This window comes from Luteibacter jiangsuensis (genome assembly GCF_030812295.1).
GTDB lineage: Bacteria > Pseudomonadota > Gammaproteobacteria > Xanthomonadales > Rhodanobacteraceae > Luteibacter > Luteibacter jiangsuensis_A.
In genome coordinates this window covers 445,348-468,226 of sequence record NZ_JAUSSK010000005.1, presented here as the reverse complement: position 1 = coordinate 468,226, position 22,879 = coordinate 445,348, and the positions used below count along the sequence as shown (strand labels likewise).

At 62.9% G+C, this 22,879-nt stretch carries 16 protein-coding genes; 9 read left to right on the top strand and 7 right to left on the bottom strand.

The genetic code is table 11. The annotated features are described in order from the left end of the window. Positions 1–67: 67 nt before the first annotated feature. The 3 genes from J2T07_RS18345 to J2T07_RS18335 all read right to left on the bottom strand — a co-directional run bounded on the left by J2T07_RS18345 (position 68) and on the right by J2T07_RS18335 (position 11,379). Positions 68–331 carry a flagellar biosynthesis protein gene (locus J2T07_RS18345; protein ID WP_306852042.1) on the bottom strand — a complete coding sequence of 88 codons (264 nt, stop codon included), beginning with the start codon at positions 329–331 and terminating at the stop codon, positions 68–70. Beyond that, positions 328–1,485, bottom strand: coding sequence for a flagellar hook-length control protein FliK (locus J2T07_RS18340; protein ID WP_306852041.1), 1,158 nt, complete (start codon positions 1,483–1,485; stop codon positions 328–330). Before J2T07_RS18340 ends, J2T07_RS18345 begins: the two co-directional genes overlap by 4 nt. A gap of 213 nt (positions 1,486–1,698) precedes the next feature. Beyond that, positions 1,699–11,379: a Tc toxin subunit A gene (locus J2T07_RS18335; protein ID WP_306852039.1), complete on the bottom strand. Its 9,681-nt coding sequence runs from the start codon at positions 11,377–11,379 to the stop codon at positions 1,699–1,701. A 128-nt stretch (positions 11,380–11,507) separates the two neighbouring features. Here J2T07_RS18335 and tgt point away from each other — a divergent pair, with 128 nt between their 5' ends. From tgt to secF, 4 genes are all read left to right on the top strand, one after another. Further along, positions 11,508–12,638, top strand: a complete 1,131-nt coding sequence (gene tgt / locus J2T07_RS18330) for a tRNA guanosine(34) transglycosylase Tgt (protein WP_306852038.1) — start codon at positions 11,508–11,510, stop codon at positions 12,636–12,638. A gap of 175 nt (positions 12,639–12,813) precedes the next feature. Next, positions 12,814–13,161, top strand: coding sequence for a preprotein translocase subunit YajC (gene yajC / locus J2T07_RS18325; protein ID WP_306852036.1), 348 nt, complete (start codon positions 12,814–12,816; stop codon positions 13,159–13,161). A gap of 61 nt (positions 13,162–13,222) precedes the next feature. Beyond that, the gene (gene secD / locus J2T07_RS18320; protein ID WP_306852034.1) at positions 13,223–15,097 is read left to right on the top strand and encodes a protein translocase subunit SecD; all 1,875 of its coding nucleotides are present in this window, start codon (positions 13,223–13,225) and stop codon (positions 15,095–15,097) included. A 13-nt stretch (positions 15,098–15,110) separates the two neighbouring features. Continuing rightward, positions 15,111–16,076 carry a protein translocase subunit SecF gene (secF, locus tag J2T07_RS18315; RefSeq protein WP_306852031.1) on the top strand — a complete coding sequence of 322 codons (966 nt, stop codon included), beginning with the start codon at positions 15,111–15,113 and terminating at the stop codon, positions 16,074–16,076. A gap of 158 nt (positions 16,077–16,234) precedes the next feature. Here the strand turns inward: secF and J2T07_RS18310 are convergent, their stop codons facing one another. Together J2T07_RS18310 and J2T07_RS18305 are read right to left on the bottom strand one after the other, a co-directional pair. Then, positions 16,235–16,612 (bottom strand): hypothetical protein, encoded by a 378-nt coding sequence (locus tag J2T07_RS18310; protein WP_306852028.1) that lies wholly within the window; start codon positions 16,610–16,612, stop codon positions 16,235–16,237. A gap of 214 nt (positions 16,613–16,826) precedes the next feature. Next, the gene (locus tag J2T07_RS18305) at positions 16,827–17,066 is read right to left on the bottom strand and encodes a hypothetical protein (protein ID WP_306852025.1); all 240 of its coding nucleotides are present in this window, start codon (positions 17,064–17,066) and stop codon (positions 16,827–16,829) included. Positions 17,067–17,268: 202 nt separating this feature from the next. Here J2T07_RS18305 and J2T07_RS18300 point away from each other — a divergent pair, with 202 nt between their 5' ends. From J2T07_RS18300 to J2T07_RS18280, 5 genes are all read left to right on the top strand, one after another. Beyond that, a complete protein-coding gene (locus J2T07_RS18300) occupies positions 17,269–17,529 on the top strand; it encodes a hypothetical protein (protein ID WP_306852022.1) in 261 nt (86 codons plus the stop codon). Between the two features lie 80 nt (positions 17,530–17,609). Further along, on the top strand, positions 17,610–18,923 hold the full coding sequence (locus J2T07_RS18295; protein ID WP_306852020.1) for a two-component system sensor histidine kinase NtrB: 1,314 nt from the start codon (positions 17,610–17,612) through the stop codon (positions 18,921–18,923). 81 nt (positions 18,924–19,004) lie between these two features. Continuing rightward, positions 19,005–19,859 (top strand): flagellar motor stator protein MotA, encoded by an 855-nt coding sequence (gene motA / locus J2T07_RS18290; protein ID WP_306852017.1) that lies wholly within the window; start codon positions 19,005–19,007, stop codon positions 19,857–19,859. Positions 19,860–19,865: 6 nt separating this feature from the next. Further along, positions 19,866–20,786: a flagellar motor protein MotB gene (gene motB, locus J2T07_RS18285; protein WP_430539376.1), complete on the top strand. Its 921-nt coding sequence runs from the start codon at positions 19,866–19,868 to the stop codon at positions 20,784–20,786. Between the two features lie 94 nt (positions 20,787–20,880). Further along, positions 20,881–21,105 carry a hypothetical protein gene (locus tag J2T07_RS18280; protein ID WP_306852015.1) on the top strand — a complete coding sequence of 75 codons (225 nt, stop codon included), beginning with the start codon at positions 20,881–20,883 and terminating at the stop codon, positions 21,103–21,105. Between the two features lie 3 nt (positions 21,106–21,108). Here the strand turns inward: J2T07_RS18280 and murU are convergent, their stop codons facing one another. Together murU and J2T07_RS18270 are read right to left on the bottom strand one after the other, a co-directional pair. Continuing rightward, the gene (gene murU / locus J2T07_RS18275) at positions 21,109–21,789 is read right to left on the bottom strand and encodes an N-acetylmuramate alpha-1-phosphate uridylyltransferase MurU (protein WP_306852013.1); all 681 of its coding nucleotides are present in this window, start codon (positions 21,787–21,789) and stop codon (positions 21,109–21,111) included. Beyond that, a complete protein-coding gene (locus J2T07_RS18270) occupies positions 21,786–22,796 on the bottom strand; it encodes an aminoglycoside phosphotransferase family protein (protein WP_306852010.1) in 1,011 nt (336 codons plus the stop codon). The genes murU and J2T07_RS18270 overlap by 4 nt, the downstream gene beginning before the upstream one ends. Positions 22,797–22,879 lie beyond the last annotated feature (83 nt).

Here is a 22,879-nt window from a genome sequence, read left to right as displayed (position 1 = left end):
TGTCCGACAAAGGCCGGGGGCTGCTCTTGTGGGAGCCGGCCCTGTCGGCGATACGGCGCGCGAAAACCTATTCGTCCGTCGCGGCCAACAACGTCCCGACCACAGCCGCCAGGGCCGCATACAACTCCGGTGGCACATCGTCGCGCAGACGCACCGCCGCGAGCAGCGTGGCTATCTGCGGGTCGAGTTGCGGCGCCAGTCCCAGTGCCTGCGCACGCTCCAGCATCGCCTTCACGGCATCCGCATCCACGCGCTGGCTCGTCCCGCTGCTGGTCGGCGATGCAAGGCGCAGCGTGACGCTACGGCGAGGCGAGGGCGGCGGCTGGCTCATGCGCGCGCTTCCAGTAATACAGCGCTATAGGCGCTGGTCGATGCGGGCAGACCGTGCATGCAGGTGAAATGGTCGAGCACGAGTCCACTTTTCTCGAGCAGTCGGCGCAACGACATGAATTCGTTTTCGAGACGGCTGACGGTCTCCACGTGCTGGGCCCACAGGCGGACCGCTACACGCGGGGTGCGTAGCTGTATCTCACCCTGCACGGCACCGAGTGACGGAGGGTCGATGGCGAAACCGACCGTCCACGGGCCCTCTTGTTCGCCGGGAGCGGTCTCGCCTTCCTCGATACGCAACTGAAGCACGTCGTAGCCACGGACGCCCGCGACGGGGACCTCGATCATCCACAGGCCGGTATGTGGATGCGACTCGAGTTGGGCGATTTCGACACGCGAGAGCGCCGCTCGCGTATCGCTGCGCAGCTGGTTGACCAGTCCGTCGACGTCATCTTCCGTCACCGCCAGCTCGGCGGCACGCGGCTGGGCCACCAGCGAGCGCTGAGCCAGCGGAGGGGGCGTATCGCTGAGCGGTCGTGACAGTGTCGGGGCTCCCGGCCGGCCGGCCGGAATCTCAGCCAGCGTGCGGCGCAGGGCGAGCAGGGCGGCCTTGAAATCGTCGGCCGCCGGTGTCTCTCTTCTGGGTTCGGCGAGATGGGCCTCGAGGAAGGTTCCGCTCTTGGCGATGGCTTCCTTCATGCCCAGGGGCGAACTGACATCGGCGGGCTTGTTTATCGCCGCTTCGAGGGTGGCGAGGGCGGCTCGCAGGGGGGCGGGCAACGCCCGGGCGATTGGTCGGCGAGCGAGGGCGGCGAGTATGCCCAGTAGGGGGGCGTAACCGTTCTGTTGTGGCAGGCGTTCGCGCAGGCCTTGCATGGCGACACGCTCGTCGGTGTTGCCGAGAACCACCTCGAGCTGGGGTTGCGCGCCCTGGGTAAGGACGCGTACCTGGAATTGCTGGGGTAGTTGCGTACCGGCCGTATCAGCCTCCACGGTCAACCCGCCGATCTCCAGGAGCAGCTTGCCCAACTCGTTCTGGCCCATCACCCGAGCCGACAGCAGGGCGCCGACCCGCCAGCTATCCGCGGCGGCGGTCGTACCCGCGGCCGCGCCCGCCCACAACTGGGCAGCGAGACTGGTTGGCTGGATGATCAAGGGATGTCCTCCCGGCGTCCGGCGTCCCGAATGGGCACGCTCCTGTAAGTCAGGACATCGGCGGAATCTTGCGAAACTTTAGGAGGTCCGCTTTCGGGAGAATGCGGCAACCCTCCTGGTTACACCATGAAAGCACCGACAGGGCTACCACCGCCAATCCCGATCTCGTGGTCACCTTGGTATCGGGACCGGGATTGGCGTGCCCGAGCCCGGTTATACGGCCACGGGGACCACGCCGCCGGCCTGACCGGAAGCCGTCAGCTTGACGCGTAGCGCGGGGGAATTGGTTCTCAGTTCGCCATGAATAACGGTATAGGTAACGAGCGCGTATGTGTCCGCGCAATCTCTTGTCGCGGCTGCCCAGTTTTCCGCCCATATCTTATATTTCAAACCGTCTGGCTGAAGATCCAAAAGATTTCCTGCCATGAATAGCCCCCCCTTCAGCTCATCCTTCCATGCGATATTGACCATATCGCCCGGCACGAAAGCCGGGTTGGCTGGAATGATCGTGTATACGGTCCCGTTGTCGTATTCAATGCGTGGTGGCGGATATCCGTCACGGGCTGCCGGTTGCGCCGTCTCAGGTGCGGTCGGTGGTGTCGCGGCCGGAGCCGCAGCCGTCGTTTCGGCGAGAGGCGTGTCCTGTGTCACTTCTACCTCCACCTCCACCATGAGGGACTCCCTGACGGTGGGTTTCTGCCAGCCGATGAGATGAATCATCGCCTTTCCCGTGTACTTTCCGGGTGGGAGGTGGGTGTTTTGCGTCGCAAGGTATCGCGCGGCGAATCGGGCGCTCTTGTCTGCGTCGCCATCTTTGGACGGTCTGTAGCTGCCGATGCGACGAGCCGGGGCGCCACCGCCGTCGCGCGAGAACGGCCAACGGCCAGCGTCGAGAATGACGCGGTGTTCCTTTCCAGAACCGTCGACAGCAGGAATGTTCAACACCCAGCTGCCCTGCTCGAAAGCGAGTTCAATCGGGCCTACATCGCTCGATGTGGCGACGAACCCGAAATTCGATTCCAGCGATGGCTCGAGCGCGAACTCGCGTCTTGCCCATGCATCCGAGATAACGGTAGCCGTACTGCACTGGGGAAGATCGACGGTGAGTTCGGGGAAAGTCGCGGCCCTGCTCTCCGTGTCGCTTCCATCGAGCGAGGCCTTCAGCACGATCCTCATCTGCCCGTAGTCGCCCAGTTCGTCGAGATAGCTCAGTGGAATGGTGACGTTGAGACCCTTGCTGACTTCCTCATCCGTCACGCCAGCCGGCGGCACGCGCAGATCGAGATCGTGGTGGCTGCCGTCGGCTTTGGTTCCCAGGCAGCGGAGCCAGATGCGCTGATCTTTCTGGATGTATGCCCATGGTGCCACGGTGACGCTGGCACCATGGGGAGCGTCGCGCCGGTCGAGGGCAAGGTTCGCGCGAACTTCCGGGATTACGGGTGCGGGGTATACAGGGCCGCCGGGATCGTCGGTGGCTGGGATGGCGACGGATGTGGAATCGGACGCGGACGATATTCCCGCCGCCTCGACTTCATATCCGGCAATAAGAAGTTTCCCTGCGTTGGCGGCAAGCACTGACTGGGCAATGGGCACACTAAGTCCTTTCCCATCCCAAAGCTGCGGTGCCGTCTTCTTGGTCGACCCACTACCATCCTTAAATGTCGCCGCGACCTGCGTGCGTGCCGGCAGCGACGGGTGAGGCGGGATGGCGATACATGGACCGTTGCTGCCGACGACGACGCTTGGGGCGGAAAATCCCGTTGCGGCCGGAGTCGATGCCTCGCCGTCGCCCAACGCTGGCGGTGGCGCGGCCGGGGTCGCCTCGATGATCGATGCCGTCCTAAGCGTCTTTATCTCCTGCGCGAACGTTTCGCCTCCATCGGCAGCGGTGTAATCGACCGTGATCAGGATGTCCTCCAGCAGCCACCTTTCACCCGACTTCAGGCAGGCCAGCAAAGTCGCCTTGTCACCAGGGAAGGACAGTGTCCATCGGGAAATCGCACCCGTGCCTTCGAACGGCAAGTAGCGGTCATCGCCGAACACCAGGCTGAACAGGCTGCTGTAGCCATCGATATCGATGATCGGTTTCGTCGTCGATACCGCCACCTTCTGTTCCTGCCTGAGGTTGAGCAAGACCGAGTTGTGTTCCGGGTGGCTGTTGTCATAGATATACGTGGCCCCTTCGATCGTCGGCGTCGTGAGGAGCGCGTTACGCGTCTGGGTCAGTACGGCGGCGATACTCCGCATCTCATGGGACGAAGCCAGCTTGAAGGTGACGGACACATTGACGATCTGGCGGAGGTAATGACCCGGGAAGTCAGCGTCATAGAGTGCGGAAGGAAGGTCGAACGCGACGGCTTGCGCCTTGTCGATTTCATCGCACAAGGCAGCGGCGTCCATCTTGTTGATCTCCACGAGTGAGACGACCTTGCGGATATGCATGCGCCGCTCGTGACGGCGGAGATAGGCGGCCTCCATCTCCAGGAGGTCGCGCTGCAAGGCATCCCCGGCGAGCATGCCCCGCCAGTTGTCCATCCATGCCCCCGGTTTGACGAACTGGGTCAGGAATTCCCCGGTCTCGTATCGCCAGCCATCCTGTGCCGCGAGGCAAAGCGAGACGACGGCGTCATAAGCTGCCGCGTAGATGTCGGACAGATGCGCGATCATCCAGACATAGGTCGGGCCGATGGCGAAGCCGGTGGTCATGAAGGTGTATTCCTCCCTCATGAGGGCCTGCCGCGCCCTGACTTCCTCCAGGGCGAGCGAGGCGGACCGGATCAGGATGTCTTGCTCTTCGATCTGGCGATCGATCACCTCGATGTCGCCGGTCGCCTGGTCGATATTGAACTGCCAGTCCATCGCCCGATACTGGATGTCGGCGTTGTACCGCAATTCGTCCTTCGCCATGGTCATGATATCCGCCGCGAGATTCATCTGCGATGCGAATTCAGTTGGTAAAGCCTTACCTTCGTGACCACCTACGGCCATGCCAAATATGTTCGGCAGCATACTGATGCCGGCGCCGGTCATGCCGAAAGGAATGGACATAAGCTTCGTTCCGGGTGCCAAGCATGCAAAGATCGTCGCGGCGACTTCCTGCGGAAGCCATCCTGGATCCGAAAGCTTCTGATAGTATTGACGTCGCTGCTCTGTCACTACCCTGCTCGCCAACAATGTCTCCCGTGTCGCGCGAGCACTGGCCAGTGCCTCGGTCTGCAGTTTCAGGGTGAAGTCGGAGAGCTTGATGAGATTGGCCTGCTGCAACACACCCAGGCCGGCGTTGTACTCTTCCTCGTAGTTGTGGAAGACCTGCCTTCCCATGTCGATCAGTTGCGTCACGGCTTCCTTGGCAACCGGAAGGACATGCTTGAACCGGTAGGCGGGAACATGGATTCGTGGGATGCGTCGTGTTCCCGACAGCATGCCCGTACGCCAGTTACCCAGCGAGTCGGCATCGTCGGCGCTCGCGTACAGGTCGAGATCCATCCACTTGCCGTCGATGGTCAGCCCGTGGCGGATATTGAATAGTCGGCCTTGCAGCAGGTCGCGAAGGTCGGTCACCGCGACGTTGACCGGCGGGAGGAAGTCCCTGTCTCTCGCGTTCGCCAGCAGGGGGAGCGCAGGGGAGGGCACCGTCAACTGTTCGGGAAGCGCCCCGATCAGGCGAAGCGCTTTTCGATAGCAGTTCGAGGCCTCGTTGATGTCATCCCGCGTGAGCTGCCGATAGAAATCGTCACCCTGCTGCCGCCAGAACTCCACCAGAAACATGAAGACGGCCTTGCGATACCGCTCTGGCTCCGCATAGGCAAGTTCGTCGACACCACCGGATAGCGTCGTTACGCCGTGGGCCAGCGCGGGACCGAGTTCCGCGAGGGGACGGTTTTGCCAGAACGGCGGGCGGAATGCGGTCGAATCGCCTGCGCTGTCGAAGGGATCGAACAGGTGTCGCGTACACCAGTCGAATGCCTGGTCGTATTGGCGCGTGGCGCGAAGTTTCCAGGCCACCAGCATGGGCACATGGAAGAAGAGTTCCCAGAAGTACAAGCCGTTGGCGCTGCGGAAATCGAGCCTGTCCGGCTTGTCGCCGGTTTCCATGCGAGGCTCGGTAAGGTTCTGCGTGTCCCAATCGATCAGGCGATGGGTGGATTGCATGGCGAGCGCGGCAAAGCGCATGCCGAGCAGCGTGTTCAGGCGGATGGCGTTGACGGACAGCTTGCGGGAGTACCAGCGCGTTACGCGATTCGCCTCGGTCATATCCAGATAGTGCACCTGGTAGGCGTTTTGTATGAGCCGCGTGCTGGGCACCATGTCGTCCGCGGTGGCCGCATCGCCTCCACGAGCTTTCAGCTTGTACGTGCGGACGAGCTTGCCGAGGGGTTCCGTGCTGTCGTCGACATGGACATCGAGATGGAAGACGTACTCTTCGACTTCCTGGTTCACGGGGAATCGAGCGATGAGCGCGCGGGACAGGTTCTGGCCATTCAGCGTGACCGTGGCCTGGGTCACTATGTCGTCCTTGCCCATGGTCGAGGCCATGAAGCGCATATAGGTATCGGGAAAGTGGTGCTTCAGCTCGATGACTTTACGGAAGTCGATATCGGTCGGGATGGTCATGCCGCCGGTATCGAAGACGCCTATTTCATGCTTCACGCGCCGTCCCGCAACGGTGCTCACCGAGTTGTCCACCTTGCTGTGGTCGGTGATGTAGTAGTTGGACCACTTCGTCCTGGTGATAGTGGGCTTCTCAAAGAGGATGTCGTCACCGGGTCGCGCATCGGTGACGAGACGGGTCCTGAACTTCGCGAACTCCGTCGGGTTGTTCTTCGCGAATCCCGGCAGCGCGTCCAGCCCTAGCCGGGTGAGTACGCTCAGGTCCTCGCTCGACAGGGTGATTTTCCCAGCTTCGCTGATGCCGCCGCGCAGTACGAGGCGGGCGGTCCCATATGTAGGTTGGGTGAGTGGCGATGTGAGGGATTCGCCTGATCGAATCGTGCTGGATTCTTGATCCTGACGCTTGAGCGTCACTCTCTGCCGAGGAAGGCACGCAGCTGTCATGGCTTCCAGGCCCTGAATTTCTAGTTCGATTCGCTCGGGATCCGACAATAGTGCAGTCAGTGGGAAGCGGACTTTGTAAGGTTTTTCGTCGCTGAGGAGTATCTTGTTACTGATTGCAGAATTTGCGTCGGTAACGCAATCGATGTGCAGTAACGCACACCGATCGCCTATCGTATTGTCGATCCATCGGAGACTTAGGTCACCATTCAAGCTTTCTGCATACCCACTCACATCCGACGTGCCGACAATTACGGTGATTTCGCATGCGTCCTGATCTGAATGAAGGAGCATGCCGGTGAAACATTGGCTCGTTGGCAACGGGTTTCGAATCATCGATACTCGGCTCGAGCCAGTTAATCTGGCGGATTTTCCGTGCCAGATGAAAGTAGCCGAAAGAACATTCTTGGCCAGGTCTCGCTTTTGCCTCGCGGTCGGCTCAAGCGGTTCCGTTCCTGTGGAAAACACGAGCCGCCTGTCGACGGCACCATCGCCCAGTTCGCCGAGATCCTCAGCCACCCAGATGGTTTCGATATCGGCATAGGTGGAGTCAAGTGCTTCGAGAGAAAGATGAATTTCCACTTCGTCGTCATCATTTATGACATTTCGGAGATCGGCAGTCGCTTTGACACCGTATTTTTTTCCTTCGTATGGCGACTTGGCGACGCCCACAAAAGTCAGCTGATTGGATGTGCCGGAAGAAACCGGAACGTGGGTCGCGCCGACTGCGGCGTTCGTCCCGTCGTACTTCCAGGTGCCGTCGAACCCGGCAACCAGTTCGATGAAGTCCCGATTCTCTGGCATCGTCGCCTTGAGCATGCCGGTGCCGAGCTTGGCCACGTCGAGTTTGCAACGCTGGGCCAGCCTGGCCGCGGCCGCGGAATCGACGATCGCATACTGTGCTTTCTGCGCGTCCTGCTCGACGATCGTCATCAACTTACCGATGTATTGATGTTGCACGACGCGTGGGTCCATGAACAGCGTCGTCCAATCGGCCACCAGGGCGTTCTCCACCTTTCGCCATGCGTCGCCGGTCGCCGTGGTGCCGGTACTGCGATCCAGTTGCTTTTCCTCGAGAAGAAGCATGTCCCTGGACGCGATGAAGTAGTCGCTATCTCGATTCCATGTCTGGGTGCCGGTATGCCACCATTTGTTCGCCCTGACGAGCAGGACGGTGAACCAGGGATCGTCCTTGCGGTCGCCCTTGGCGTTGACCATCACGATGAGGCCCGGTGCGAACTTCCTTGTCTTGAGCCAGGCGTTGCCGGTGGCACTCTCGTTGGCATCCACGACGGGGAAGGTTTCGGCGTCCACCTTGGGGGTGTCGCCCCTGAAGTTGCCGTCGCTATCCAGTCCATCGAGTGAGATCAGTACATTTGGCGGTCCCCAGAGCCCATCCAGTTGCCGATAGCAGTAACAGACGCGGAGCCCGAAGTAGGGGCTGGTCTTCTGGTTCTTTCCCATGGGCACGCCCGTGGTGTCCCGTTCCACCCACACGACATAGCGCCGGCCATCGACGACGACCGGCCGGATCGTGTCGATGCCGCTTCGCAGGTCCTCACCCATGGCTTTCGCCGTGGACGTGGGCACACCAGCGGGCGCGCTCGTGTCCCTGGGTGGAAGCGGCGTCGTGGCGATGACACCGGTGAGGGGAACCGAGATTTCCTCCCACGCGGTAAAGCCAAGCATGCTGGAGGCGTCGTCGGCGTCTCGCATGGACATGTCCAGCGTGCGCCAGTAGTACTGCGGAGGCGAAACGTTCGACTTGCCGATGAAATGGTAGGTGTCGTTGAGCGGATCGACGCCGTCGTGGTATGCCGTCAGGGGTTGCACATTGCTCGTGGCTTCGGCCGCCGTCATGTACGCAAGGATGGCCGTGCCGATATCGTCGCCACTGAACTTTCCCTGGGCGAGCAGGCTCTCGAGGTCGGCGAACGCCTTCGTCTTGCGTGATCGGGACGTGGGATCGAGGCGATTTTCGGGATAATTTCGCAGTTGACGCAGCAGGCGCCAACGCCCGTACTGGCTTTGCGACGCATTCCATGTGTCGCGTACGTCTTGCGTGATCGCTGCGCTGCCTTCATGCCCCGGTTCCAGTCCTGCCAGCATGCGATGGATATAGGTCTGCAGGCTCGCGATGGTCGAGGCCACCCTGGACGTGGTGGGTTCTCGGCCGACCATGACATCCAGAAGGACCTGGTCCGAAAGCGCGTCCACGTCGAAGTCGGTGGATTCCTGCTCAAGCATCCATGCGACCAGTGCATCGCGCCAGGCTTCCCCGTGCGAACCCTCGACTGCCAGGGCGTCCTGTCCCGAGCACGCTGCAAGGAGTGCAGCCGCGGCTTTTTCGAATGCCGCGTAAGTCGTGGCGACTTTCAGCTCGTTGATATCGAACAACGCATCGACGGATAGCTCACTGGCGATCGCGAGTTCGTGAAGGCGCATGGTGAAGTCGACATCGCGAAGGTCTTCCACCGTGTCGGGGATGTTCTTGCTGTCGATCCGGCGCGCGATGGTTTCGATCTCGCTCTGCTGCCACCCGGTGAGCCCTGCCAGCATGGCTGCGCTTTCTTTCGACCCGAGGGTTCGCCTTTCATGTACCTGGCGGAAATAGTCGATCGCATCGTCTTCGTTGCTACCGGCAGGCATGGTCGCCAGCCAGTCGGCGTAGCGGCTGACCTGATAGAGCGTCGTGAAGTCCAGGGAGCGGATGGCGTTCCCATGCGCGCTGGCAAGATTGAACCGCGCGGGATGGTCGACCATGGCGCTGAGCGCGGCCACGCTGAGCCCGAAGAGTTTTGCGATGGCGGCATGCCGCTCGAGGTCGCTCCATATCCGAAGATCGTCGGGTCCCAGGCAAGCCCTTACGTCCTTCGTCCCCTCGCTTGTCAGCACCACCTCTTTCGATAGGGCGAGTGCGCGCAGCGTCGCGGCGAAGCTTTCCGGTGTTCGATTGGTCCACTTGAGAAGAGGCAGCGAGAGCGCCGAGTCCTTGAGTTGAAGACCTTGCTGGATCGCCGCTGCAACGATGTCGTCGTCATCGGCCCGCTCCCCCTTGACCGGTTCGAGCGCGGCAATCGCGTCGTTGGTGGCGGTGATCCACGGCTCCGTGGGCTGCGAGGGTGACGGGATGAATAGCGGCAGGCACAGTGCATCGATCCTGTGCTTGTGTTTCGTCGCCCACTCCGCGGCGTTCATGACGATGGCGATGACATCGAGCGCGTCCGTCGACGTGGTCACGGCGGCATCCAGCGAGGGAACCCCGGCCAGCTGGCGCAGGACACTCGGATTCTCTCGATCGAGTGCCGCCACGAGCATCGGTGCTTCGCTGGGCTTCAGGCCGACCGCGCGCGGAAGTGCTATCAGGCGATAGCAGGCGGACACGACCGCAAGGCTCCGCGTGGGGGCGCTCAGCGCCTGGGCTTCGACGACGCACGCCAGGGCCCAGCGGACGGTCGCTTCATCGGCCCTGAATGCCTGGCTCAGCTGACGTACGGCGATGGCGTCGGGACGACCGTCCGAGGCGGGGTCGAACGTCGTGCCGTCGATGGTGAAGACCGACTCGGAGTCGCTGCGCGGTTCGATGCCGGAGGGATTGAACAGCGTGTCGTAGAAGGCGCGCTCGCGCCCGCTCGCCGATGAGGGTATGTCGCCGATGAACGACGCGAACTGAGATGCCGTGACGGAGTATTTTTCGCGCAGGTGCTGGAAGAGGCCCAGGGCACGCAGCGTGGTGTCTGTCAGGTGGAGGCCCTTGCTCTGTCCTTCGGCGCGCAAGGCGGTCGTTACGAGGATATCGATGTCGGAGAAGGAGAGCTTCGTCGCGTGGTGAAGACGCAGTATCCGAAGTATCCGGTCGACGTGGCCATTCGTCAGTCCCTCGATGCGGAGAGGATTGGATTCGTCGTCATCTTCATATCGAAGATAAAGCGCTTCGCCGCCATCGTTGATGAACGCTGCGCCAAAGTCGGCGCTCGACACCGGCGCGTCGCTCTTCGATACATGGGCGCTGCGTGTGACGGCGGGCTGGCGGTCCACGATGCCTTTTTCGGTGGCCTTGCCCGGCTGGTACACGGCGAGCATCTGGCGCAGCTGCTTGCGACTGAGTCCCAGGCGCCGACGAAAGCGATCGGCGACCGCCAGGTCTCCGATCGTGGGCGTCGTATTGTCGCCGGCCGTGGTGGCTATCCATGTCGTGCTATCGGCAGCCTTGGACGGGTTGGCGGTGAGCAGTGCCCGCAACTCCGGTGCGAACCCGCTGCTCAGCGTCATGGCGGCACGAAGCGACGTGGACGTGACATTGCCGAAGGTGAAGTTGGGGTAGTCGGCATCCGACTTGCGAACGATGTCCCAGATGAACAATTTACGATGGCGGAGTACGGCCTTGACCTGCTCCCAGGCGAAGTGGAACGGCAGGGAAGCAGGAAAGACCGAGCTTGCGATCGTTTCGTGGATGGTCGACGAAGGCGCGAATTCACTTTTGCGAACGGTGTCCTCAAGGCAGTCGATGGCGAATCGCAACGAGGGGAATGTCTGCTTGAGGGATCGTTCGTCCATGGGCATGTCGCCGATGTCCGGACGGCGCAGGCCGAGCGGCCGCGCCCGGGAGGCATCGGCGCCGGCCTCCAGTTTCATTGCGAGCTGGAAAAGCTCGTGAACATAGGCGAGCGGGTTCGTGTTGTCGTTGAGCGCCCCGGGTTGCACCGCCTTGGGCCAGGTGAACAGGGTCAGGTAGTTCGCGGCGTTGGCGCCGGAGAGGGTCTGATTGGACATAGCATCGCTTCCTTGTCGATGAGCCGCTGAGTGCGTGCGCTGCCTGACAGGGGGTCTGTGCTTACGCACACCCGGCCGGCGAGGCCATCGCGTTCCATGCTGTTTCGACGCTACGCCCCCGGGGCGCGCGGGGGCACCTGGCCGTTGGTTGTAGGCGCACGCAGGCGGCGGGCTGCCTTGAACGCTAGAATAGGCAAATGACCCAGCTTCCCTTTGACCTCCTCGCCACCGACGGCGCGGCGCGGCGCGGCCGTCTCCGCTTTGGCCGCGGTACCGTCGAAACGCCCGCCTTCATGCCGGTGGGTACCTATGGCTCGGTGAAGGCCATGACCCCACGCGATGTCGTCGACATCGGTGCCGAGATCATCCTCGGCAACACGTTCCACCTGTTCCTGCGTCCGGGACTGGAGATCGTCGGGGAATTCGGGGGACTGCATAAATTCATTGGCTGGAACAAGCCCATTCTGACCGATTCGGGTGGTTTTCAGGTCTTTTCACTCGCACATAAGCGCAAGATCACCGAAGAAGGCGTCACGTTCGCCTCTCCCGTGGATGGCTCGAAAGTATTTCTCTCGCCCGAGGAGTCGATGCGGATCCAAAAGGTGCTGGATTCCGATATCGCCATGATCTTCGATGAGTGCACCCCTTATCCGGCCACGGAAAAGGTCGCTTCCGACTCCATGGAGTTGAGCCTGCGCTGGGCCGAGCGGTCGCGGCAGGCGTTCGATGACCTTAAGAACCCCAATGCCCTCTTTGGGATTGTCCAGGGCAGCACTTTTGAGAATCTTCGCCAGCGCTCGGCCGAGCGGCTGGTCGAGATCGGCTTCGACGGCTATGCGGTCGGCGGTCTCGCTGTCGGCGAGCCCGAGGCCGAGCGCAATCACACGCTGGACTTCACCTTGCCCATGCTGCCGAAGGACCGCCCGCGTTACCTGATGGGCGTGGGCCGGCCGGAAGATATCGTGGAGGCGGTGCGCCGAGGGGTGGACATGTTCGACTGCGTCATGCCCACGCGTAACGCCCGCAACGGCTTCCTGTTCACCGCAGGGGGTACGCTGCGTATCCGCAACGCGAAATTCGCGATGGATACCCGCGTCATCGAGGAGGGCTGCGACTGCTATGCCTGCGCGGGCGGCTTCTCCCGCGCCTATCTGCGCCATCTGGACCGTTGCAACGAGATCCTCGGCAGCCAGTTGGCCACCATGCACAACCTGCGTCACTACCAGCGGCTCATGGCCGGCCTGCGTGCGTCGATCGAGGCGGGCGGGCTGGAGGACTTCGTGGCGGCGTTCTATTCGGCGAGGCGGAAGGCCGACATCGACGGCTGATCCCCCTTGCGGGCGTCCCCCGCCGCCCCAAGAGCCTTGGCGGGGCCGTCGTGTCCCGCGTCGCCGCCCTTGGCGCGGCGCGGTACATAACCGCCGGGGTGCGTGGCATAATCCACGATCTTTTTCCGTGAACGGCCGCTTTTCCTTGGCTGTTCCATGACTTGCGAGAAATCCGATGAGCCTTCCGACGTTCGCCGCCATTGCACAGGCCACCGCTCCCGCCGCCGGAGCCGCCCCTCAGGGCGCCCTGGGCTTTTCGCCGTTGATCATGATGGCGGTGCTGTTCGGCATCTTCTATTTCATGATGATCCGCCCGCAGATGAAGCGGCAGAAGGAGCACCGCGCGCTGCTGGCCGCCCTCGCCAAGGGTGATGAGGTGGTCATGGGTGGCGGTCTGGCGGGCCGCATCGAAGAGGTGGGCGAGTCGTTCGTCCGCGTCGAGATCGCCCCTGGTACCGTCGTCCAGGTGCAGAAGGGCTCGATCACCCAGGTGCTGCCGAAGGGCAGCCTGAAGAAGTCGTAAGGTTTCCAACCGCCATAGCGTCAGCCGCGGCCGGCACGGCCGCTTTCATGGAATGTAAGGCATGAGTGATTTTCCACGCTGGAAGTACGCGCTGGTCGTGATCGTGTTGCTGTTCGGCATCGTGTACGCGTTGCCGAACGTCTTCCCGCCACAGCCCGCCGTGCAGATCTCGGGCAATCGTGGCTCCGCGGTCGACGCTTCGCTGAAGACAAAGGTCGAGGGTATGCTTGCCGCGGCCAAGGTGCCGCCGTCGTCGATCGAGATCGATGCGAAGGCCACGCGCCTGCTGGCCCGCTTCGGCAATGTCGATGCGCAGGCCAAGGCGTCCGATGTCCTGCGCGCGGGGCTCGGCGATAACTATACGGTGGCGCTGAACCTCGCCTCGACGGTCCCTTCATGGCTGCGCGCTATCAACGCGAACTCGATGCCGCTGGGTCTCGACTTGCAGGGCGGTGTGCACTTCCTCATGGAAGTGGATCAGAACGCCGTGATCGATGCGCAGGAAACCCGCTATGCCGACGACATCCGTTCGTTGCTGCGCGACAAGAATGTCTCCTACGACGCCGTGAACCGCAACGCGCGCGGCCAGGGCGTCAGCGTGGTGCTTCGCTCGGACGCCGATCGCCAGCAGGCGGCGTCCCTCATCGCCACGGATTATCCGGATCTCACCGTCGCCGACGGCCCCACCACCGGTAGCCGCTACATCCTCAATGCCACGGTGAAACCGGCCAAGCTGCGTGAACTGGCGCAGAGCACGATCACCCAGAACGTCACCACATTGCGCCAGCGCGTGAACGCGCTGGGCGTGTCCGAGCCGCTCATCCAGCAGCAGGGCGCGAACCAGATCATCGTCGAGCTCGCCGGCGTGCAGGATACCGCCGAGGCCAAGAAGCTGATCGGCGCCACGGCGACCCTCGAATACCGTGCGGGCCTGTACACGCCGCAGCAAGCCGTGGATGCCGCGCGCTCGGGCAGTGTGCCGCCTGACGCCAAGCTCTACTACGGCCGCGACGGGCGCCCCTACCTGCTCAGCAAGAAGGTCATCGCCAAGGGTGACGAACTCACCAGCGCGGTGTCCGGCCGCGACCAGCAGAACGGGACGCCGAACGTCAGCGTCACGCTGAACAGCGCCGGCGCGCGCAAGATGCAGGACTTCACCAACGACAACGTCGGCAAGCCAATGGCGGTGCTCTATATCACGCGCACGGTCGAGACCAAGATGGTCGACGGCAAGGAAGTGAAGACGCCGAAGATCACCGAGGAAGTGATCAACTACGCCAACATCAGCTCGCCGTTCGGCAAGCAGTTCTCGACCAACGGCCTGCCCAGCGATACCGAGGCGTCGGAACTCGCGTTGTTGCTCCGCGGCGGCTCGCTCGCCGCGCCGGTCGACATCGTCGGCGAGAGCGTGATCGGCCCCAGCCTCGGCGCCGACAATATCGACAAGGGCTTCAAGGCGGTGATGCTCGGCCTAGGCCTCGTCCTGGTGGCAGCGGCCATCTACTACAAGCTGTTCGGCCTGGTCGCCGACGTTGCGTTGTTCTTCAACCTGGTGCTGCTGGTTGCCGTGATGTCGATGATCGGCGTCACGCTGACGATGCCGGGCATCGCGGGTATCGTGCTCACCCTCGGCATGGCGATCGACGCCAACGTGCTGATCTGCGAACGCATCCGCGAAGAACTGCGCAACGGTTCATCGCCTTTGGCCGCCATCCGCACCGGTTACGACAAGGCGTGGGCGACCATCCTCGACGCCAACGTCACCCATCTGCTCGCGGCGCTCGGCCTCATGACCATGGGCTCGGGCCCGATCAAGGGCTTCGGCGTCACGCTGTTCATCGGTATCCTGACCTCGATGTTCACATCGGTGACGGTGACCCATGCCATCACGGCGCTGATCCACGGCGGCCGCAAGCTCAAGACCCTGTCGGTCTGACGGGAGGGACGCCATGGAAATCTTCAACCACAATTCGAACTTCAACTTCCTCGGCCTGCGCAAGTTCAGCATCGGCCTCGCCGTGCTGCTCATGGTCGCCTCGATCGCCCTGATCCTGACCCGTGGCTTCAACTACGGGCAGGATTTCCTCGGTGGCGTAGCGGTCCAGGTGGAGTACAAGACGCCGGTGGATCCCACTGACGTTCGCTCGGCGCTCGAGAAGTCGCACCTGGAGAACCCGCTCGTGCAGGCCGTCGGAGGCACCCGTGAGTTCACCATCCGCCTCCAGCCGAAGGGTGACGTCGCCGCCGCCGGCAACCTCACCAACGACGAGGCGGCCACGAAGGTGGCGAACGACATCATGGCGGCGTTGAAGGCGTCCCGTCCCGACGTCGCGATGAAGAGCAAGTCTTTCGTCGGACCGCAGGTCGGTGAGGAACTGCGCAGCGACGGCATCGTCGCGGTGATCTTCGTCATCGTCGGCATCATGGGCTACCTGTGGATCCGCTTTGAAAAGCGCTTCGCGATCGCAGCGCTCGCGACGGAAATCCACGACGTGCTGGTGACCCTCGGCATCTTCGCGCTCACCCAGCGCGAGTTCGACCTGACCGTGCTTGCGTCCGTGCTGGCGGTGGTCGGTTACTCGATCAACGACAAGGTCGTCGTCTTCGACCGCGTCCGCGAACTGTTCCGCTCCAGTCGCAACGCCACGCCGGAAGAGGTGCTCAACCGTTCGATCAACAGCACGCTGTCGCGCACGATCATCACTTCGCTGTTCACCGGTATCACCATGGCCGCGCTGTTCTTCATCGGTGGCCCGGTCGTACACGGCTTCGCCATCACGATGCTGATCGGCATCCTGGTCGGCACGCTTTCCTCGATCTTCGTCGCCAGCCCGATCCTGCTCTGGCTGGGCGTCTCGAAGAAGGACCTCATGCCGGTCACGAAGGAAGATCCGGCGCTGGAGCGCCGCCCGTAAGGCGGCAAGCGGCACTGCAACGGGAAGGAAAGCTCCTACGGGAGCCCTGGTGAGAGCCGACCTTTTGGCTCCCACCAGGAATCCGGGCAGCTGGTCAGGCCGGGCAGCTGGCCAGCCGGGGCGCCCGCGTACGGCGATCTACCTGGTCGCCAGCCTGTTTAAGGTGCTTCACGCATCCCGGGGGATGGCACCTCGAGCTCAGCCGAGACTTTGCTGCCGAATGCCTCGCCATCTTTGTGAATCCAGCGCGCCTTGATCGTCAGCCCGCTGTTACCGAGATTGCCAAGGGTCACGCCGGATACGTCGATATCCACGCTCTCGACCTTTGCCGTGCCGCCAAAGAACGATTTGCGTACGACGACCTTGGTACTGCCGAGGACCTGGTCACCGAAGCCTCCGAGGATCTGTACCGAATCACCATCGTTGAAGCCCTGCCATGGGCCGACATGGACGGAAATGTTGCCCGAGGTGTCGGGCGTCGCGCCGTCCGGGATGATGGGGGCGGGCAAACTATCGAGCGACGTGAGAAAGCTCATGCTCTACGTTCCTTGTAGGTGAGGTGCGTCATGCGCACGACGTGCTCGATACGCTATCGTTATCGGACCGATGCGTACATAGCTCGTCGGTTGTAGGTGTATCCGATGCGAATTCGGCAGCGCGTTGCCCGATCACTGCTCGTCGGCCTTGACCGAAGACGGCCTGCCTTTGGGATAGGCAGGCTCATTCTTTGATTACACCCCATCCCTGAGATCAGAAATCGTCGCTATCCTCGGTGGCGCCTTCCGCGTCGTTGGCCAGTGTGACCACGACGTAGGCGGAGCCCACGAGTGATGCACAAAGCCAGGCGTAGACCATCTGGATCGCCGTACGCGGGATGGCGAGCGCCACCCGTGGTGCAAGTGCCAGGCCGACGATGCCGGCAAGCGCGAGTACGGTGGCGACGGTCCACGCAAGTCGCCGCGACGGTGACGTGGTGGTGGTGACGTTCATGCTGCAGTGCCCCTGTTTCCCCTGAATCGCGCCCTCGTGCATCGATATGTGAGGCGCTTGTTGTAGGAAATACCCTACAAACTTCCCTGGGGGCAAGTGCCGATTTCCTGAACGAATTCCTTGACTCATAAGGGGTTCCATGCAAGAGCGCTGGCAAGCGCCCGGCTACGCTAGACTTTCGTTTCCCTTCGAGGTCCGATCCATGGCAGAACGCGAATTCCCCGGCTTCACACTGCGCAGTGGCGCCACCCGCGAGGGCTCCCGATACACCGCGCTCCTGTCCGCGCACCCGGCCGACGGCAGCTTTCCGAGCTATTTCGCCGTCTACGAGAACCGCAGCTTCCGTGATGAGGACAGTGCCGCCGCGGCGGCAGAGAAGGCGTTGGGCCTCGTCCTGGGTGTCGAAGAGGACGGCGCGCCGGTGTTCGCCGAGGGCGAGACCGGCTTCGATGACGACGCGTGACTTCCTTACTTGTCCAGCTTGACAGCGGGCCGTCACGCAGCGCGTGATACCGATGGGCGACGACGGGGCAGCGACATAACATGAGCGAAGGGGATGGGCGCTACCGGCAGTTCGTCGAGGCATCTTCCGACTGCATGAAGGAACTGGACCGCGATGGCGTCATTCGCTTCGTGGCAGGCCTGGGTTGCGCCGCGCTGGCTCCCGAAGGTACCGATCGACTGGTCGGGATGCGTTGGTTGGACCTCTGGCCCCCGGAGGCCCGTGACATGGTCGCCGGGGTGTTGGACCGGGCCTGCGCAGGCGAAAGGGTCGACTTCGTCGGCGCACGCAGGACCGGCGATGGACCTTCCCGATGGTGGGAGGTCATGGTCGCCCCGGTCGTGGCCGGCGATGTCCTGGACCACCTCATCGTCATCAGCCGGGACGTGACCGAGCGCGTGGAACTCCAGGCCGCCCTTGAGGCGATCATCGAGTTGCTCCAGGAGCGGCTCAACGAGACCGTGGCGCGGTCGGTCTCGGCCACGACACAGTACGGCACCTTGCTGGAGCGACTGGAGAGCGAGCATGGAGCGAGGCGCGACGCCGAAAGCCGGCTCGCCGGCGTCCGGGAACAACTCGACCTGGCCAACCGCGCGCGCGACCTTGCCGAGGCGGGAGCGCGCCAGGCCCAGAAGCAGCAGGCCATCGGCCAGCTGGTGAGCGGAGTCGCCCATGACTTCAACAACATGTTGCAGACGGTGATCGTCAGCCTCTCCGGCTTGCAGGACGACTCGGATGAACTGTCGCCCCGGCACCGTCGGATGATCACCTATGCGGTGGAGGGTGCGCGGCACGCCACGGCATTGACCCGACGCCTGCTGGCCTTCGCGCGTAACCAGTACGCCCAGCCGGAGGCGGTCGACCTCGGCGACCTGGTCGTGGCTTTCGCGGACTTCGCCCGGCATGGCCTGGGTGGCCGCGTAAGCATCGACGTACTGCGTCAGCCGGGCGCCTTGCCGGTGTGGCTGGATCGCCATGGCGTGGAACAGGCATTGATGAACGTGTGCCTGAACGCGCGCGACGCGATGGGGGGCTTCGGGGCCATCGTGATGGAGGTCGGTGAGCGCGTCGGCGACGAGCGCCTGCCCGGACTCGCCCATGAAGCCGGCGGGTTGCGCCAGGTCTTCGTGAGCGTGGCGGATACCGGCGGTGGCATGGCCGAGGAGGTGCGTCAGCGCCTGTTCGAGCCCTACTTCACCACCAAGGAGGGCGGTTCCGGTCTTGGCCTCGCCCAGGTCTACGGCATGGTGGCGCAGGCGGGTGGGGCGATCGAGATCGAGAGCGAGACTGGCGTCGGCACCCGCATCCGCCTGGTTTTTCCACGCTATCCCGGGCCCTTCGTCCTAGACGAGTGAAAGCTGCGAAAAACGTGACCGCGTTCCTCAATTTGCCGATGGATCGGCCGATATAGCAAGGGACTGGGAGGAAGTGAAGTCATGTTGGTCATCATCGGTTCGATTATTGTCCTGGTCTCCGTACTCGGCGGCTATGTTCTCTCGCACGGCGAGATGGCCGCGCTGTGGCAGCCGTACGAGTTGCTCATCATTTTCGGCGCGGCGTTCGGTGCCTTCATCAGCAGCAACTCGATGGATGTCGTCAAGGCGGCGGGTCGCGATACCGTCGCCTTGTTCAAGGGGCCGAAGTACCGCAAGCAGGACTACGTGGATCTCCTGTCGCTGCTGTATGACATCTTCGTGAAGATGCGCAAGGAAGGTCAGCTGGGCATGGAAGCGCATATCGAGGACCCGGCGAACAGCTCGTTGTTCGGCGCGTACCCGCGCCTGGTCGCCGAGCATCACCTCATCGATTTCATCACCGACTGCCTGCGTCTTATCGTGGGCGGCAGCATGGACCCGCACGAGCTCGAGCAATTGCTCGACGTCGAGCTGGAAACGCATCACCACGAGGCGTTGGTGCCGGCGCTGGCGGTCCAGAAGATGGCTGACGCGCTGCCCGGTTTCGGAATCGTCGCGGCCGTGCTCGGCATCGTCATCACCATGAAGTCGATCGACGGCGATGCCGTCGTTATCGGCCAGCATATTGCGGGCGCGCTGGTGGGTACCTTCCTCGGCATCCTGCTGTCCTATGGCTTCGTCGGTCCGCTGGCGGCGGCGATGGAAGCGCGCGTGGGCACCGACGGCAAGGCGTTCGAATGCGTGAAGGTGGCCTTGCTTGCCAATCTGCGCGGCTACAACCCGATGGTGTCGGTCGAGTTCGCGCGCAAATCGTTGCAGTCGGGCTCCCGGCCGACCTTCCAAGATCTCGAGACCCACCTCAAGGCCGCTCGGTAAGCCTCCATGAGCGACCTGAAACAGATCATCGTCGTCCGCAAGCGAAGAAAGGGTGGCCATGCCCATCACGGCGGCGTCTGGAAAGTCGCCTACGCGGACTTCGTCACCGCGATGATGGCGTTCTTCCTGGTCATGTGGCTGGTCGGCGCGGGCACCAAGCAGCAGCGCGCCGCCATCTCGGAATACTTCAAGAACCCCAGCATGACCCAGGGCCAGTCGACCATGGCGCCGTCGGGCAAGATGGGGCCGGGCGGGGCCAGCACCAGCATGATCAAGCTGGGTGGCGCGCTGGAACTGCCGAAGGGCCCGGGCGACCAGCAAGCCTTCGCCAAACCGGCGGAGAGCGAGGTCGAGAAGTTGGCCAAGGCGCAGGAAAAGCGCCGCCTCGAACAGCTCATGAAGGACCTGAACGAAGCGATCGCCAAGAGTCAGGCGATGGCCCCCTACAAAGACCAGCTCTTGCTCGACATCACGTCGGAAGGGTTGCGCATCCAGATCGTCGACAAGCAGAACCGGCCGATGTTCGATACGGGCAGCGGTGCACTGAAATCCTACACCGTGCAGATCCTGCATGAGCTGGCCGGCTTCGTGAACCAGGTTCCGAACCAGATCAGCATCTCGGGCCATACCGACAGCGCACCGTATATCCGCGCGGACAGCGCCTATGGCAACTGGGAACTCTCCGCCGACCGCGCGAACGCCGCGCGCCGTACCCTGATCGAGGGCGGCATGCAGCCGGAAAAGGTCGCCCGTGTGGTGGGTTTGGCCGCCTCCGTGCCGTTTGACAAGGCAAACCCCGCGGCAGCGATCAATCGACGCATCAGTATCGTGGTGATGACGCGTGAGGCGGCGCGGGCGGCGCTTTCAGCGGATGTCGCCACGGAACCCGGCCCGCCCACGGTGCCCCATCTGCATTCGCCCGGCTGAGACGGCCGGGAACGCCGTACCCATGCCGTTGTCGAAGTCGCTTGCAACGGTCATGTTACCCCGGCAGTATCAACGCATAGGGGAGGGAAGCGCAGTGGAAAATCACAGTAAGTACAGAGTGGTGGCCAAGGCGGTGAAATACGACAACGCCGGTGAGCAGGTCTACCGCAGCAGTTACCGGATTCTCGATCACATCGGTGAGGAAATCGAAGCCAGCACCGGCACGAACGATTTCGTCGACATCACGAGCGCGTTCAACGAAGCGTTCGCCCTCGGCCACGAGCGATTGCGCGAACTGGGCGTCGATACCATCCAGTAGCCGCTAAGCGGCCGTAAGCGCGTGGCGCAGTTCATCCAGCTGCGCTGGCGTGCCCACATTGCGCCAGAAGCCATCATGCCGTTCGCCGGTGAGGCTTCCGGATGCGATGGCGCGCCGATACATCGGCAGCAGCTTGAATCGTCCCGGTGGTTCTCCTTCGACGATCTCGCGCCGGTACACACCGACATTGCCAAAGGTGAGGCGCTCTGCTCCTGCCGGACCGTCGCCTTCATGGAGTTGTCCCGCCGCCAGGGCGAAATCGCCGTGAGGGTGGAAGTCGGGATTCGGCACCATCACCAGGTGGGCCAGGCCCCGAGGTTCGCGGGGAAGTGCGGCGTAGTCGATGTCGCTCCAGATATCCGCGCTCACCACGATGAATGGCTCGGGGCCGAGCAGTGGCAGCGCCTTGAGCATGCCGCCGCCGGTTTCCAGTGGCACGGGTCCCTCGTACGAATAACGGAGGCGCACGCCCCAGCGCGATCCGTCGCCAAGCGCTTCCGGAAAGCGGTCCGCGAGGTGCGAGGTATTGACGACGATGTAACGCACGTCCGCCGCGGCGAGCTTCTCGATATGGTGCACGATGAGCGGCTTGCCGTTCACTTCGAGCAAGGGCTTGGGAGTGTGTTCGGTGAGCGGGCGCATACGTTCGCCCAGGCCCGCGGCGAGGATCAATGCGTGCTTCATGCGTCCACCGCCACGCGCAGGTCGCGATCGCCGACCGTCGCCTCGATGAGGTCGGCCAGCGGTGCGGTGTCGGCATGACGCCGTGCGGTATCGAGCACGTAACGAAGAACCCGCGGAAGGTCGTTGAGGTAACCAGGTTTTCCGTCGCGATAGCAGAGCCGGCAGAAAAGGCCGAGGATCTTGATGTGGCGTTGCAGGCCGGTGAGGTCGAACCAGCGACGGAAACGGTCGGTGTCCACGGTCTCTTCCAGCAGCCGCGCGTCGAGCAGGCGCAGGCGATAGGCCTCGACCCAGCCTTCGACGCGCTCGTTGTCCCAGACGATGTATGCATCGCGTAGTAGTGAAGCAAGGTCGTAGGTGATCGGCCCCGACATCGCTCCCTGGAAATCGATGATGCCGGGCGACCGCTCCTCGGTGACAAGCAGGTTGCGGCTGTGATAGTCGCGATGCATGAAAGCACGCGGTTGTTCCGCGATGACATGCATGATGGTGGTGAATGCGTTTTCCACGACGTCCCATTCGCCGCACGCCAGCGTCACGCCCAGGTGCCTCTCCAGGAACCAGGAGGGCATGATCTCCAGTTCCATGGTCTGCCACGCATGGTCGAAGGAGGGCAGGCCACGTGTATCGACGTGCGCTTGCATGCGTAGCAGCGCATCCAGGGCATCGCCGTATAGCGCATCCACGCTCGCGTCGTTCAGTTCGGGAAGGTAGGTTCGCGTGCCGAGATCCTCGATGAGCAGGAAGCCCTGCTGGAGATCGGCCACCATCACTTTCGGTACGTGCAGGCCGGCGCGTGCGAGGCGCTCGCCGATCTCCACCCACGGCGCAGGGTTCTCCTTTTCCGGCGGCGAGTCCATCACGATCACCGGCTGGCCGTCGACATGGCCGCGCCAGTAGCTGCGAAAGCTCGCGTCGGCGGAGGCGGGATCGAGTGCGAGCGTGGCGTCGCCCGTGACGTGTCGGGCCCAGGCGAGGCGGATGGCGGAGCGGTCGGAAGCGGTCATGGACATTCTGCGAGGACGATACCGCCGGTCAGCTTAGAGCCTTTGCCGCGCGCTGTCATAGCACCTCCATGGTGCATATCATC